This window comes from Roseococcus sp. GW821-FHT12F05, assembly GCF_058806835.1.
This window is the reverse complement of record NZ_JBXAQB010000019.1, coordinates 62,782-77,001: the sequence shown is the minus strand read 5'-3', so window position 1 is coordinate 77,001 and position 14,220 is coordinate 62,782. Positions and strand designations below refer to the sequence as shown.

General features: G+C 70.3%; 15 protein-coding genes. 5 read left to right on the top strand and 10 right to left on the bottom strand.

Going from position 1 to position 14,220, the window contains the following annotated elements; translation table 11 throughout:
- The first annotated feature begins 3 nt into the window (after window positions 1–3).
- The 3 genes from AC1ROY_RS30385 to AC1ROY_RS30375 all read left to right on the top strand — a co-directional run bounded on the left by AC1ROY_RS30385 (window position 4) and on the right by AC1ROY_RS30375 (window position 2,982).
- Window positions 4–945 (top strand): sensor domain-containing diguanylate cyclase, encoded by a 942-nt coding sequence (locus AC1ROY_RS30385; RefSeq protein WP_493152689.1) that lies wholly within the window; start codon window positions 4–6, stop codon window positions 943–945.
- A gap of 141 nt (window positions 946–1,086) precedes the next feature.
- A complete protein-coding gene (locus AC1ROY_RS30380; protein WP_493152688.1) occupies window positions 1,087–1,827 on the top strand; it encodes a response regulator transcription factor in 741 nt (246 codons plus the stop codon).
- An 84-nt stretch (window positions 1,828–1,911) separates the two neighbouring features.
- A complete protein-coding gene (locus AC1ROY_RS30375) occupies window positions 1,912–2,982 on the top strand; it encodes a hypothetical protein (RefSeq protein ID WP_493152687.1) in 1,071 nt (356 codons plus the stop codon).
- A gap of 6 nt (window positions 2,983–2,988) precedes the next feature.
- Here AC1ROY_RS30375 and AC1ROY_RS30370 read toward each other — a convergent pair whose 3' ends face one another.
- The 3 genes from AC1ROY_RS30370 to AC1ROY_RS30360 all read right to left on the bottom strand — a co-directional run bounded on the left by AC1ROY_RS30370 (window position 2,989) and on the right by AC1ROY_RS30360 (window position 4,983).
- Complete coding sequence (locus AC1ROY_RS30370) at window positions 2,989–3,849, bottom strand: isocitrate lyase/PEP mutase family protein (RefSeq protein WP_493152686.1); 861 nt, start codon at window positions 3,847–3,849, stop codon at window positions 2,989–2,991.
- Between the two features lie 121 nt (window positions 3,850–3,970).
- Window positions 3,971–4,468 carry a hypothetical protein gene (locus tag AC1ROY_RS30365; protein WP_493152685.1) on the bottom strand — a complete coding sequence of 166 codons (498 nt, stop codon included), beginning with the start codon at window positions 4,466–4,468 and terminating at the stop codon, window positions 3,971–3,973.
- The gene (locus tag AC1ROY_RS30360; protein WP_493152684.1) at window positions 4,465–4,983 is read right to left on the bottom strand and encodes a hypothetical protein; all 519 of its coding nucleotides are present in this window, start codon (window positions 4,981–4,983) and stop codon (window positions 4,465–4,467) included. The genes AC1ROY_RS30365 and AC1ROY_RS30360 overlap by 4 nt, the downstream gene beginning before the upstream one ends.
- 177 nt (window positions 4,984–5,160) lie before the next feature.
- On the opposite strand from AC1ROY_RS30360, the gene AC1ROY_RS30355 reads away from it, so the two are divergent.
- Entirely contained in the window at window positions 5,161–6,246 is a 1,086-nt protein-coding gene (locus tag AC1ROY_RS30355; protein WP_493152683.1) for an alpha-hydroxy acid oxidase, read from the top strand.
- Window positions 6,247–6,297: 51 nt separating this feature from the next.
- Here AC1ROY_RS30355 and AC1ROY_RS30350 read toward each other — a convergent pair whose 3' ends face one another.
- Genes AC1ROY_RS30350 through AC1ROY_RS30340 form a run of 3 tightly spaced genes read right to left on the bottom strand, consistent with a single transcriptional unit; the run spans window position 6,298 to window position 8,762 of the window.
- Entirely contained in the window at window positions 6,298–7,509 is a 1,212-nt protein-coding gene (locus AC1ROY_RS30350) for an MFS transporter (RefSeq protein WP_493152682.1), read from the bottom strand.
- Window positions 7,510–7,513: 4 nt separating this feature from the next.
- Window positions 7,514–8,143: a class II aldolase/adducin family protein gene (locus tag AC1ROY_RS30345; RefSeq protein WP_493152681.1), complete on the bottom strand. Its 630-nt coding sequence runs from the start codon at window positions 8,141–8,143 to the stop codon at window positions 7,514–7,516.
- A 10-nt stretch (window positions 8,144–8,153) separates the two neighbouring features.
- Complete coding sequence (locus AC1ROY_RS30340) at window positions 8,154–8,762, bottom strand: glutathione S-transferase family protein (protein WP_493152680.1); 609 nt, start codon at window positions 8,760–8,762, stop codon at window positions 8,154–8,156.
- Window positions 8,763–8,877: 115 nt separating this feature from the next.
- Between AC1ROY_RS30340 and AC1ROY_RS30335 the strand changes: the two genes are divergently transcribed.
- Entirely contained in the window at window positions 8,878–10,275 is a 1,398-nt protein-coding gene (locus AC1ROY_RS30335; RefSeq protein WP_493152679.1) for a caspase family protein, read from the top strand.
- Between the two features lie 99 nt (window positions 10,276–10,374).
- Here the strand turns inward: AC1ROY_RS30335 and kdoO are convergent, their stop codons facing one another.
- The 4 genes from kdoO to AC1ROY_RS30315 all read right to left on the bottom strand — a co-directional run bounded on the left by kdoO (window position 10,375) and on the right by AC1ROY_RS30315 (window position 14,150).
- Window positions 10,375–11,262, bottom strand: coding sequence for a Kdo hydroxylase KdoO (kdoO, locus tag AC1ROY_RS30330; protein ID WP_493152678.1), 888 nt, complete (start codon window positions 11,260–11,262; stop codon window positions 10,375–10,377).
- Window positions 11,263–11,273: 11 nt separating this feature from the next.
- Entirely contained in the window at window positions 11,274–11,936 is a 663-nt protein-coding gene (locus tag AC1ROY_RS30325; protein ID WP_493152749.1) for a tyrosine-protein phosphatase, read from the bottom strand.
- A gap of 117 nt (window positions 11,937–12,053) precedes the next feature.
- The gene (locus tag AC1ROY_RS30320; protein WP_493152677.1) at window positions 12,054–12,434 is read right to left on the bottom strand and encodes a DoxX family protein; all 381 of its coding nucleotides are present in this window, start codon (window positions 12,432–12,434) and stop codon (window positions 12,054–12,056) included.
- A 90-nt stretch (window positions 12,435–12,524) separates the two neighbouring features.
- The gene (locus tag AC1ROY_RS30315; protein WP_493152676.1) at window positions 12,525–14,150 is read right to left on the bottom strand and encodes an electron transfer flavoprotein-ubiquinone oxidoreductase; all 1,626 of its coding nucleotides are present in this window, start codon (window positions 14,148–14,150) and stop codon (window positions 12,525–12,527) included.
- Window positions 14,151–14,220 lie beyond the last annotated feature (70 nt).

The following is a 14,220-nucleotide window of genomic DNA, read 5'->3' as shown; positions in this document are numbered from 1 at the left end:
GCCATGACAGACCGTCCGACCGCCGGGGGCGCGCTCCGCCGCACCCCCCGTCCGCCCTTCCGCAAGGGCGTCCTGCCCGACTTCCGCGCCGTCGTGGACAGCCTCCAGCATGCGGTGATCCTGACCGATGCCGAGCTCGATCCGCCGGGCCCGACCATCCTCTACGTGAATCCGGCCTTCACCCGACTCACCGGCTACGCGCCCGAGGAGGCGATCGGGCGCAGCCCGCGCCTCCTGCAGGGGCCCGGCACCGACCGCATCACGCTGCGGGCCATCGGCTCGGCCCTGCGGCGGGGCGAGGGCGGGCAATGGAAGCTGCTGAACCATGGCCGCGACGGCGCGCCCTACTGGGCGGAGCTGCGCATCACCCCGCTGCTGGGGGCGGACGGGACCGTCGAGCAGTTCGCCGGCTTTCAGCGCCCTAGCCATGCGGACATCGAATGGGCCGACACGGCCGGGCCGGAGACCGGCCGCGACGCGCTGACCGGCCTGCCGGACCGGCGCGCCCTGGTGACGGAGGTGCAGCGGCACCTCCAGGGCGAGGCGGCGGGGCAGCTCTGCTTCGTCTATCTCGGCATCGACCATTTCCGCATGCTGAACGACGCGGTGGACCCGCCGGTCGGCGACGCGGTGCTGCTGGCCTTCGCCGACATCCTCTCGGGCAGCCTGCGGCGCAGTGACGGGCTGGGCCGGCTCGGCGGCGAGGAATTCGGCATCTGCATGCCCGGCATCCGGCTGGTCGAGGCGCGCGCGCTGGCCGAGCGCCTGCGCCGGCTCGTCGAGGCCGAGCCCGTCGCCACCCCCGCGGGACCGCTGCCGGTCACCTGCAGCATGGGGCTGAGCATGGCGAGACCGGGCGACTCGCTGGCCGAGCTGCTGGAGCGCGCCGATGCGGCGCTGGACGCGGCGCGGCGGCAGGGGGGCAACTGCATCGTGGTGGGCTGAGATCCCTATACCAGAGGTAGAAGCATGCGTTCGGATGCAACCATTGCTTGACCCTTCCGGCCGGAGGCGCAACTCTTCCTGAAAATCGGCCCATGAATCCGAAATCCGGATGGGCGGAACGGGTTGGGGAGCCCTGGAAAGATGAACGCGCCGGCGATCTCGGCACGACCGATCCTGGTATTGGAGGATGATCCCGAGGTAGCGAAGACCATCACTACGATGTTGGAGCGGGACGGCTGGAGCACCTGCCTGGCGACGACGCTGGCCGAGGGCTACGCCTTCCTCGCCGAGCGCGACCCCTGCATCGTGATCGCCGATCTCGGCCTGCCCGACGGCAGCGGGATGAACATGGTCCGCGAGGCCTCGTCGCGGACGAGGGTGGGCGTGATCGTGGTGAGCGGCCGTGGCGAGGAGGTCGACCGGGTGGTCGGCCTCGAGGTCGGCGCGGACGACTACATCTCCAAGCCCTTCTCCTCGCGCGAGGTGACGGCACGGGTGCGGGCGCTGTACCGCCGGCTCGGCGGCGACGCGGCGCCGGAGGGCATGGCGCGGCCGTCCGCGGCGTCGCGCGAGGTCCGGGGCCCGCTGCAGGTGAACGGGGTGACGCTCGACCCCGGGCGGATGCGCGTGACGGGGGCGGACGGCACGCCGGTGCGCCTGACCGGCGCCGAGGCGGACCTGCTGGCCCGGCTCATCGAGGCGGGGGCGGAGGCGCTCTCGCGCGAGGCCGTGGCGGAGCGGGTGCTGGGACACCGGCTGCTGCCGCAGCAGCGGGGCATCGACCAGCTGGCCTCCAGCCTGCGCCAGAAGATCGAGGCCATCTCCGAGGGCGCGATCCAGATCATCGCGGTCCGCGGCAAGGGCTACCGGCTGGTCTACTGAACGCGGCCGGCGTTCCCGGACCCGGCATCGGTTTCCGGGGCCTGATTCCGCCTTCGGAGATCATGGCCTAGGATCTCCGTCGTGATGCCGATGACGCGATACCGAGCCATCCATGAGGACGACGAGCTGATCGTCTTCCTCAAGACCACCGGCAGCGATGTCGCGATATTTGCCTTCAACAACTATGGAACCATCTACCCGACCCCGCAGGTCTGGGGCACCGACTTCATCGACAGAACCGGTTTCAACGCCGTCGTCTTCATGGCGAAGCGGCGGAACTGGTTTCCTGTGCGCGCCATGCTGCCGGCGATTGCCGCGGTCAGGTCGCATCTCGGCGCCACGGCGTTCTCCTTCACCTTCGGGAACAGCATGGGCGGGTATGCCGCGATCAAGTACCAAAGGCCCCTGGGCGCGGATGCGTGCCTGAGCTTCAATCCGCAATACTCCATCGATCCAGCCGGCTGTTCCTTCGACCGGCGGTTCTCGGCCTATTGGGGCCCGGAGATGGCGGGAATGGAGATCGTCCCGGAGGACGTGGATCGACAGGCCTTCGTCTTCTACGATCCGGGCAATGCGCAGGATTCCGGCCATGTCGAGATCCTGTCCGCCATGCCGGGAATTCACGGGATACCGGTCTTCCACACCGACCATGTGACCGTCAGGTCCGTTGTCCGCGGCAGCACCATATCCGACATCGTGGACATCATCCGGGCATCGCCGGCCGATATGGCGGCGCAGGTGCGCCTGCTGCTCCGTCTCCGGAAGAAATCGAGCTTCGATTATTATAACCACCTGGCGAAGGGCCTTCTCGCGAGGAATCACGCGCGGCTGTTCTCGCTCCTCGTCGACGTCATGGAGCGGCATTCCCAGCTGAAGCCGGCCCATGTCGACAGCATCCGGAAGCTCGCCCTGGAAACTCCGGCCGCTTCCGCCGTTGCGGAGGCCGGGGCCGCCAGCCGTCTCCAGGCGCCGCCCGCCTCGCCGGAGGTTCCCCGAGGGACGCCCGATGCAGGCCCTCCCCCGCTCGCGAGGCAGACGGGCCTTCCCCGGTTTTCGGGTGTCGCGACCGTCGGCCCTTCGCCGGCTCGCCGGTCCGGCTGGGGCTGGCTCGGGCATCTCTGGCCGTCCGCCGGACGGAAGGACCGCGCCGGCTGAGGCCCCTTATCCGAGGTATTCCTTCATCGCCGCCGAATAGGGATCCTCGCGCGTCCAGCGCGCCATGGCGCCCTTCTCCGGCAATCCCGTCAGCGCGGAGGGCGAGACCCCGTCGCGCAGCGCCTTCAGCGTGAGGTGGATCGCCTGCGCCGCCGCCTGGCTCGGCGCATGGCCCTGCAGCGCGATGCGCACGCCGCGGCTGGCCAGGTAGTCGCGGTCGGCGATGGCGGGCGAGAGCGTTCCGAGGATGATCGGCTGCTTCGCCACCTCGGCCGCCGCGTCCAGCTGGTCGCGCGTGGTGACGCCGGTGAGGAAGAGCCCGTCCGTCCCCGTATCATTATAAGCCTTGATGCGGGCGAGGCAGTCCTCCTTCGAGGTCACGTTCATCGCCCCCGTCCGCGCGAAGATGCAGAGCGAGCCGTCGACGCGCGCCGCCACCGCCGCGCGCATCTTGCCGACGCCCTCCTCGATGGAGATCAGCCGCGGCTTGGGCGCGCCATAGGGGCGGGGGAGCTCCGTGTCCTCGATGGACATGGCGGCGATGCCGGCGACCTCCAGCTCCTCCACCGTGCGCTGGACGTTGAGCGCGTTGCCGTAGCCGTGGTCGGCGTCCACCGCCAGCGGCAGCGAGCCCGCGCGCGTGATGCGCCGGCACTGCTCGGCGAACTCGGTGAGGGTAATGAGGATGTGGTCGGGCGCGCCGAGGATGGCGAGCGAGGCGGTGGAGCCCGCGAACATCCCCAACTCGAAGCCCAGCTCCTCGGCGATGCGGGCCGAGAGCGGATCGTGCACCGAGGCGGGATGGACGCAGGCCTTCCCGTCCAGGACGGCGCGGGCGCGCAGGCGGCGTTCGGTGACGGTCATCATATGGAGTTCCCCCTTTGAGCCCGATCGTCGAAGGCGGCATCGCCGGAGACGTGAATCAGGCTCTCCCAACAAGTCGCGCGCAGTCTCGCGCTGAAACGGCGAGGAGGCGAGGGGGGCTTGCCTATTGCAGCGAGCCCCAGCGCTCCACCGCGGGCTCCGCGCTCGCCCAGCGCCATTGCTCGCCCTGCCGGCAGATCTGGGCGGCGAACCAGTCGCGCGTGCGGGCCTCGCCCTCGCCGTCCTCGACGGAGAAGACGATCTCGCGGCAGGGCGCGAGCGGATTGTCGATGGCGCGCACGACATGCACCTCCCCGTGCTCGTTCCCGATCGGGATGGTGTGGTCGGTGCGCCAGGGCGCCACACCGCCTGGCGGCAGCGGGCCGGCGGCGGCGGCGATCAGCTCCTGGGTCGAACGCTGCCGGGAGCGGCCGTAATACTTCAGGGCGAAATCCGTCGCGGCCGCGGTGCCGAGGCCGATCGCGACGCCGACGCCCGGATTGACCGTCCCCGCGCCGCTGATGATGGCCGCTCCCGCGCCCACGACCTGCGGCACGGCGCTGCAGCCGCCCAGCAGCGCGGGCAGCAGGACCAGCGGCAGGAGGCGGCGCGCGGAGCTCATTGCAGCGAGCCCCAGCGCTCGGTCGCGGGCTCGGCGCTGGCCCAGCGCCAGCGCGTGGCGTCGCGGCAGATCATGGCCGTGTAGAAGCTGCGGACGGGGCGGCGGTCCTCCACCTTGTCCACCGAGAAGACGATCTCCCGGCAGGCGAAGGCGGCATTGCCGAGCACGCGCGTGACCACGACCTCGCCCTGCTCGTTCGGCTCGATCGGCACGCTGTGGCGCACGGACCAGGAGCCGACCTGGCCGGGCGCGAGGCCGCCCGCCGCGGCTGCCACGGCGTTCTGCGCATTCCCATGCAGGCGGCGCTGCGCGTATTGCAGTCCGGCCCTCGCGCCGGCCGAGACGCCGAGGCCGATGCCCGCCGCCAGGGTCGCGTTGTCGGTGACGGAGGAGGCGATGGCGGCGCCCGCGATGCCCGCGCCGGCCTCGGTGCCGGTGCTGAGGACAGAGCCGCAGCCGCCCAGCACCGGGGCGATCAGGGCCAGGGACAGCCAGGTCCTTATATGGCGTTGCATCCGGCGGGCTCCCTCGCGGCGATCCGGCGGGCCGAATCGAATGAAGGAGAGTCTACCGCCTCGCAGGCGAGCCGGAACCCGCGGGGGCGGGAGTCGCCGACGATTCATGGAGGGCGCGCATGTTCACGCCTGCGAAGAAACGTCCTAGCCTTTTCGATGACGAATGGGAGAGACGTGATGGTCAGTGACAACGAAGGACGCTTCCTGGTCCTGCATGAATTCGTGAAGGCGGCGAAGCACAAGCTCAGCCCGAACATCTGGGACTACCTTGTCGGCGCCACCGAGACCGAGACCACGCTGCGGCGCAACCGCATGGCGATCGACACCGTCGCGCTGCGGCCGCGCGTGCTGAACGACGTCTCCAAGGTCGACACCAGCGTGGACTTCTTCGGCCACCGGATCCGCCTGCCGGTCTTCTGTGCGCCGGTGGGCTCGCTGGAGAGCTTCGAGCCGGGCGGCGGCGCCACGGTCGCGCAGGGCGCCGGCGCCTTCGGCGTGCCCTTCATGCTGTCGAGCGTGAGCCAGCCGGGCCTCGAGGCCTGCGCCAAGGCCGCGAGCGGCCCCAAGGTCTTCCAGCTCTACGTCCGCGGCGACGACGCCTGGGTGGATGCGATCGTGGAGCGCGCCATCGCCGCCGGCTACGACGCCTTCTGCATGACGGTGGACACCGCCCATTACAGCCGCCGCGAGCGCGACATCTCCAAGCGCTTCATCAAGACCTGGCGCGCCGCGAACACCGGCATGGACCACCAGGCCTCGCTCTCCTGGCGCGAGGTGAAGCGCTTCAAGGACAAGTACCAGATCCCGCTGATCCTCAAGGGGATCGGCACGGGCGAGGATGCCGCCATCGCCTGCGACCATGGGGTCGAGGTGGTCTATTGCTCCAACCATGGCGGGCGGCAGCTGGATGGCGGGCGCGGCTCGCTCGACATCATCCCCGAGATCGTCGAGGCCGTGGCCGGCCGGGCGAAGATCATGGTGGACGGCAGCTTCACCCGCGGCACCGACCTCGTGAAGGCGATCGCGCTGGGCGCGGACTGGGTGGGGCTGGGGCGGCTCTACCTCTATGGGCTGGCGGCGGACGGGGCGTCCGGCATCCGCACGCTGTTCGAGATCCTGGAGGACGAGACGACCAAGGCGCTCGGCCTGACGGGGGTGACCAGCTTCGCGCAGCTCAACCGCAGCCACGTGCATCTCGGCGCGCCGCCGGTGAACTTCCCGCACGTGCACAGTGCGTTTCCGCTGCTGGGCGAGGGCTACTGAGCGCGCATCCGATCGGCCGGAACGCTTCGGCCGATCAGACGCGGCGCGCGGCTATGGGGCGGGGCTGCGTCGCAGGATTTGGCGAAGCAGCAGGCCCGACCCGATCAGCATCGCGCCGAAGGCCAGCAGCGGCAGCGGGATCAGCACCGAGGCCAGCGCGCCGCCGATCAGCGCGCTGAGTGCCTCCGCGCCGACCTGCAGCGCCTGGTTGTTGCCCATCACGCGCCCCTGCCGCTCCGCGCCGACCGCGTTCGAGAGGATGGTGGGGCAGGCGGCCAGGGCCAGCGTGCCGATCATCGTTGTCAGCCCGCCGGTGATCCAGATGGAGCCCAGCCCCTCCGGCACCGTCACCGAGGCCATGGTCACGCCCGCCGCCATGGTCGCCGCGACCGCGAGGCGGCCCAGGCCGAGGAGCCTTGTGGCCGGCGCCATTAGCCCGAAGCTCGCCACGGCCGAGAGGATGGCGAGGCCGGAATAGATCAGCGTCGTCTGGTCCACCGAGGTGTCCCAGCGGTCCACCATGTAGACGAGGACCATCCGGAAATAGCCGAAGAGCGCCAGGTAGATCAGGAAGTTCGCGAGGTAGAGCCGCCGGATCTCCCGGTCGGTGGCGATGGTGCCGAGATTGGAGAGCGCCGCCCGCAGGTCGAAGCCGCCATCCCGCTCGGGAGCATGCGTCTCGCGGAAGCTGGCGGCGATCCAGGCGAGGGTGAGGGCCAGCAGCGGCACCATCAGCCAGAAAGGCGCGCTCCAGCCGAGATGCACGGCCAGCTGCCCGCCCAGCACCGGCCCCGCGATATAGCCGAGGCTGCAGCAGGAATAGACCCAGGCGAAGAGGCGCGGCCGTTCCTCCGGACCGGCGACGTCCGAGATCGCGGCCTGGGCGATGGCGATGTTGGATTCCGCGAGCCCGCCCACGAAGCATCCCACCGCGATCAGCCAGAGGGAGAAGGCCCCGATGCCCCAGGCCACCACGGCATAGGCGCCGGCCGTCACCAGCAGCGACACGGCCAGCACCGGCTTGCGCCCGAAGCGGTCCGACAGCGCGCCGAGCACCGGCGATCCCAGGAACTGCCCGAGCGGATAGGTGGCCAGCAGGGCGCCCAGGAGGAAGCCGCGCCGCCCGGGGCTCGTCGCCTCCGGCACGAAGCCGTTCGCGCCCATGAGCATGGGCACGAAGAGCGTGATCATCAGCGAATAGCCGCAGAAGCCGATGAAGATGACGAGGTAGAGCGGCAGCAGGGGGCGCAGCTCGGCCTTCACGGCGTCAGGACAGCCGTCCGTAGCCGCCGAACTGGGCGGTGACGGCGACCATCTCTTCCGCCGTCAGCAGCACGGGAGCCAGCCCGGCCTGCAGCAGGTCCAGGTATTCGGAGGCGAGGTTCTCCACCTCGCGCGCCAGCGTCTCGGCCGCCGCCAGCCCGGAGCCGATGGCGACCACCCCATGGTTCGCCAGCAGGCAGGCGCGCCGGCCCTGGATCGCGACAGCCGCCGCATCCGCCAACTCCTGCGTGCCGAAGGTGGCATAGGCGGAGCAGGGGATGTCGTCCCCGCCGGCCAGCGCGATCATGTAGTGGAAGGGCGGCAGCCCGCGCCGCGCGCAGGAGAGCGCCGTGGCCCGCGGGCTGTGCGTGTGGACCAGCGCCTTTGCCTCCGGCCGCGCCGCGTAGATCGCCGCGTGCAGCCGCCATTCCGAGGAGGGCCGCCGGTTGCCGTGGATCACGGACCCGTCCAGCGCCACCTCCACGAGGTCGCCCTCGGTCAGCGCCGCATAGGGCAGACCGGAGGGCGTGATGCGGAACCCGCCCTCCGTCCGTACGGATACATTTCCGGACTTGCTCGGCATGAAGCCCAGCGTGTCCATGCGCCGGGCGCAGTCGATGATGTCCTGGCTCAAGCCCGTATCCTTACGCAGCATCCCGCAGCTTGCGGGCGGCCAGCGCCGCCGGCCGGTTGAAACAGCGGTCCAGCCAGGCCTTCACCCGGGAATGTCCGCCGAAGTCGAACTTGTTGTTCCAGGCGCCGTAGAGCACCGAGGCGAGGTTGCAGTCGGCGATGGTGAAGTCCGGCCCCACCACATGCGCCGCTGTCAGCTGCCCCTCCAGCACGTCCATCCGCGCCAGCACGCCCGCGGCGCCTGCTGCCGCCTGGCCTGGGTCGCGCTCCTCCGGCGGGCGAACATAGGCGTTGTAGGCCCATTGCCCGGCCGAGGGCTCGACCTCCGTCGCGGCCCAGAGGGTCCATTGCAGCACGCGGCTGTAGTCGTCGCCGACCGGGCTCAGCGGCGCACCCGCCTTGGCGGCGATATGCAGGTTGATGGCCAGGCTCTCGAAGAGGACCAGCGCGCCGTCCTCCATGGCCGGGACCTTGCCGTTCGGGTTCACCTTGAGGTGCGCCGGCGCCCGCGCCGGCCCGCCGAGTCCCACGGGCACGATCTCGTAGGGAATGCCCGCCTCCTCGGCGGCCCAGATGCAGCGGAAGGTCCGGCTCTTCGGCGTGCCGTGCAGTCTCAGCAAGGGCGTGTTCCCGTCCTTTGGCCCCGCGCGTCGCCCACCGTGGATGACTGGACATGGGCTCGACGGCGAGCCTAGCGTTTCGCTTCGCCAAGACAAAGACGCCCCGGGAGCCAAGATGCGCCGATCCATTCTGCTCGCAGCCCTGTTGCTGCTCCTGGGCGGCGTGGCCGGCGCGCAGGTCGCGCCTCAGACGGCATCCGCGCCGGAGAGCGGCCGCCGCGTGGCGCTCGTCGTCGGCATCGGCACCTACGAGCATTCGAGCCGCCTGCAGGCGACGGTGAGCGACGCGCGGCTGATGGCACGCACGCTGCAGGCCTTCGGCTTCACGCTGGCGACCGGCGGCCCGGTGGTCGAGGCGGACAAGCGCGGCTTCGACGCGGCGATCCAGGAATTCGGCCGCATGGCCGTGGGTGCCGATATCGCCTTCTTCTACTTCTCCGGCCATGGCCTGCAGTACAACGGCAACAACTGGCTGGTGGCGCGCGACAGCGGCCCGCTCGCCCGTCCGGCCGACCTCGAGTTCAGCTATGTCGACGTGGGCGCCGTGCTGCGCCAGCTCGAGGCGGCGCAGGCCCGGCTCTCGATCCTCGTGCTCGACGCCTGCCGCAACGACCCCTTCCGGAGCTCGGCGACGCGCGACGCGACCGGCGCCGGCCTGGCCGCTATGCGTGCGCCGCGCGGCACGATCATCGCCTACGCGACCCAGCCCGGGAACACCTCGCTGGACGGGCAGGGCGGCCGGAACAGCCCCTACACCGCGGCGCTGGTGGAGGCGATGCGCATCCCGGGCCTGGGGCTCATGCAGATGTTCAACGAGGCGTCTCTGCGCGCGATCGACCTGTCGGGCGGGCACCAGGAGCCCTGGCTCGCCATCTCGCCGTTGCGGGGCGACTTCGTCTTCACCGCTCGCGACGGCGCGGCACCGCCCGAGCCGGCCACGACCGCCGCCCCTCCGGCGGCCGCGCCTGCGCCCGTCGCGGCGCAGAACCCCGACTTCACGCTGGTGAACCTCGCCGGCCGGCCTGTGCGCGAGCTGCGCGCCTCCCTCGCCAGCGATCGGCAATGGGGCCAGGACCGGCTCGGCGGCAACCTGCTCCAGGCCGGCGAGCGCTTCCGCCTGACCTTCCCGCGCGACCATGGCTGCCATGTCGACGTCCGCGCGGCCTTCAGCCAGGGCACGGAGCCCAGCGAGGTCCGCAACGTCGACACCTGCGAGGTCGACATGCTGGTGCTGACGCCGCTGGGGCGGCTGGTGCCGGCCAATCCGGACGTGCGGCTGGTCAACGAGACGGGGCGGCCGATCCAGCGCATCGAGGCCTCGCTGGCGAGCGACAGCAGCTGGGGGGCGGACCGGCTGGCGGGGAAGGTGATGGCTCCGGGCGGCACGCTGGAACTGCATCTGCCGCAGGGCATGACCTGCGACGTCGATATCCGGGCGCGCTTCGAGGACGGGACGATGCGGGAGTGGCGCCGGCAGGATACCTGCGCCGTGGCGCAATACGCGCTGCGCTGAGGCTCCATCGAGAAGGCTCTGCCCCCCATCCCTTCAATATCGGGGTCCAGGGCCAAAAGCCCTGGCGGGGGAGCGCAAGAGGGCGGAGCCCTCTCGCAATCAGACCAGAGCTCGCCCCGTCAGCCGTTCCAGCACGCGCAGCGGCGTCCGCTCCGGATGCAGCATCGCCTCGACGGGCAGGTGGAAGGTCTGCTCCAGCGCGAAGCGCCCGCCCAGCGCCGCGTGCAGGACCTGGTCGGTGTAGACCATCCAGGTGGTGTTCGGCGGGAAGGTCACGTCGGCGCGTGGCCCATTGGCCTGATAGTCGCTGTCGTACTTGGCCTGGTCGTGCAGGCCCATCATCAGGTGATCGTAGCGGGTGCGCGGCGCCTTGGTCAGGCCCAGGAGGTTCATGACCATCGCCTGGCCGGGCAGGGGGGCCTTGATGCGGGGCAGGAATCGCGCCGCATGGTCGGGGAAGGGCTCGCCGACCCGCCATTCGCGCAGCGCGCCGTCCGGGGCGATGTTGCTGAACAGGCGCAGGATGCGCCGGCCGGCGAGGGGACGGGTCGGGAAGGCGTCGACATGCAGCAGCCGGTCGTCGTGGCGCACCGATTGGCTGCGGCCCTTCACCTCGACCGGGCGGAAGCTCGTGCGCGCCCGCTCCAGGCTCTCCGCATAGGCCGGGATCAGGTTGCGGACGAAGCTGGTCGCCTGTTGGCCGAAGCGCTCCAGCATGGCGGCGAGGGCGCGCGCCTCCTCGCCCTGATAGGCGGTGCCGCCCAGCTTTCCGGTCTTCGGGTCGAGGCTGACATTCTTGCGCTCGCCGCTGGCGGCGGTCTGGTTGAGGAATCCCGTCTCGCCAGCTTCCACGCGGAAGGGGAGGTCCGGGAAGAACAGCACCTTCCCGCTTTCCAGTGCGTCACCGGCGCGGCGCTGCAGCTCGGGCGCGATTGCGCCGCTCCAACCGGCGATCGGCAGGGTCTCGACGACGTCTTCCTGGTCCATTGAAGGCCGTCCTATTCGCGCGCCAGCAGGCGGTCGTTGATGAAGCTCGCGAGGCCGCCGGCGCGGAAGTCGCGGCGCAGCGCCTCCTCGTCGTAATCCTCGCGCACCCAGTCCAGGAAGGGCTTGCGGCCTTCCCCATCGCGCATGTACCGCCGGACGAAGGCATCGAGGATGCCGGTCTTGGACCGGGCGAAATGGCCGAAGCGCAGCGAGAGCTGGCGCAGCGCCTCCGCCCCCGTGCCGCCGTTCAGCAGCACGAAGAGCGCGGCGGCGAGGCCGGCCCGGTCGGCGCCGGACTTGCAGTGCATGATCGCCGGCCGCTCCATCTCGCGGAAGATGGTCGCCATCCGCTCGATCCGGACCTTCTGCGGCGCGCCGCGGCTCTCCAGCGACATGTCGATGAAGGTGAGGCCGAGCCGCTCCGCCATGTCGCGGCTGAGCGCGTCGGAGCCGTTCTTCGCCTGTCCCCGCAGGTTGATGAGCGTCCGGATGCCGTAGCGCCGGGTCATCTCCGCGAGCCGGCCCGGCGTGGGGTGGTTGCAGCGATAGAGGACGCCGGGCTCCACGGCCGCGAAATTCGTCCAGAGGAGCCGGAACACCGCATGGTCCACGAAGAGCGCGTCGATCCAGGCCAGGCGGCGGCCGCCCGGCGCGGTCAGATCGCCGTGGAAGATGGTGTCCATGCGGCCGCGGGGCCCTCTCGTTCGTGGCGGGCAGATATGGGTGGCGGGACATGCCCGCGCAACCGTGACGGCCCTCCGCCCGGGTCGGGTCGGAGGGCAAGCCCCGATCTACTTCCGCTTCGCGTCCAGGCTCCAGGGGCCGGGGCCCGCGAAGACGAAGTAGAAGAAGATGAAGCAGTAGAGGATCGCCGCGTCGCCGCCGTTCAGCGTCGGGAACACGTTCCGCGGCGCGTGGAACCAGAAGTAGGCGAAGGCCATCTCGCCCGCCAGCAGGAAGGCGACCGGCCGGGTGAAGAGCCCGACCATGATCAGAGCGCCGCCGACCATCTCCATGATACCGCCGAGGCCGAAGAGGGACAGCAGCTCCGGCGCCGGATTGGCGCGGGTCGGCCAGCCGATGAGCTTCTGGGTGCCGTGCAGCAGGAAGATCAGCCCTGTTACGAAGCGCAGAACGCTGAGAACGCGAGAGGACCAGGCATCGAGGCTCATGGCATGTCCTTTGGGTGACGAAGGCGCAATCGATAGTCCGGCATCGGATTCGCACGAAAGAAATTCGCGCGACGATCCGTTCCGGGGCCGTTACATGCCGCCGGGGTAGTTCGGCCCGCCGCCGCCCTCGGGCGTCTTCCAGTCGATGTTCTGCGTCGGGTCCTTGATGTCGCAGGTTTTGCAGTGGACGCAGTTCTGCGCGTTGATCACGAGGTGCGGGTTGCCCTCCTCGACGCCCACGGCCTCGTAGACCCCGGCCGGGCAGTAGCGGCTCTCGGGGCTGCCGTAGGTCTCCCAGTTCACGCCCAGCCACTTGCCGGGATCGCGCAGCACGAGGTGCGCCGGCTGGTTCTCCTCGTGGTTGGTGTTCGAGAGGAAGACCGAGGAGAGCCGGTCGAAGCTGATGACGCCGTCGGGCTTGGGATAGACGATGCGCGGGGCCTCGGCGGCCTTCCGCAGGCTGTCGTTGTCGGCATGGTGCGCCATGGTCCAGGGCGCCTTGCCGCGGAAGAGGTAGGTGTCGAGCGCCGCGTTCACGAGGCCGCCCCACAGGCCCCACTTCGCGAAGCCCGGGCGGATGTTGCGCACGCCTTCCAGCTCCGGCCAGACCCAGCTCGCCTTCAGCGCCTCGGGGTAGGAGTCCAGCACGGCCGGCCGGTCGCCGGCCAGCGCGGCCGCGACGGCCTCGGCCGCGACCATGCCGGACTTCATCGCGGTGTGCGTGCCCTTGATCTTCGGCACGTTGAGGAAGCCCGCGGTGTCGCCGATCAGCAGCCCGCCCGGGAAGACCAGCTTGGGGATGGACTGCAGCCCGCCCTCGTTCAGCGCGCGCGCGCCGTAGCTGACGCGCTTGCCGCCCTCCAGCATCGGGCGCACGGCCGGGTGCTGCTTGAAGCGCTGGAACTCGTCGAAGGGGGAGAGCCAGGGGTTGGGGTAGTCGAGGCCGACGACGAAGCCGATCGTCACCAGGTTCTCGCCGAACATGTAGAGGAAGGAGCCGCCATAGGTGTCGCTCTTCAGCGGCCATCCGGCGCTGTGCCAGACGAGGCCCGGCGTGTGCTTCTCCTTGGGGATCTCCCAGAGCTCCTTGATGCCGATGCCGAAGGTCTGCGGCTGGCAGTCGGCGCGGAGCTGGTAGGTCTCGAAGAGCTGCTTGGTGAGGCTGCCGCGGCAGCCCTCGGCGAAGATCGTGTAGGCGGCGCGCAGCTCCATGCCGGGCTGGTAGTCCGGGCCCTTCTCGCCGTTCTTCTGGATGCCCATGACACCGGCCACGACGCCCTTCACGACGCCGTCCTCGATGATCGTCTCCGAGGCTGCGAAGCCCGGATAGATCTCGACGCCGAGTTCCTCGGCCTTCGCGCCCAGCCAACGGGCGACGTTGCCGAGGCTGACGATGTAGTTGCCGTGGTTGTTCATCTGCGGCGGCGTGGGCAGCCGGAAGGCCTTGGTCTCGGTCAGCAGCATGAAGCGGTCGTCGCCGGCGGGCGTCGCGAGGTCCGGCGGGCTGTCGCGCCAATCCGGCAGCAGCTCGTCCAGGGCGCGGGGCTCCAGCACGGCACCGCTGAGGATATGGGCTCCGATCTCGCTGCCCTTCTCGACCAGGCAGACGCTCATCTCGGGCGAGAGCTGCTTCAGACGGATCGCCGCCGCGAGACCGGAGGGCCCGCCGCCCACGATCAACACGTCGAACTCCATGCTTTCGCGCTCTTCGCTCATTCCCCTGGACCTTTCCGCGGCTAACCCTGGTGAATGGTAGTAGACGAGGCAGCGGTTTCGCGGAACCCGC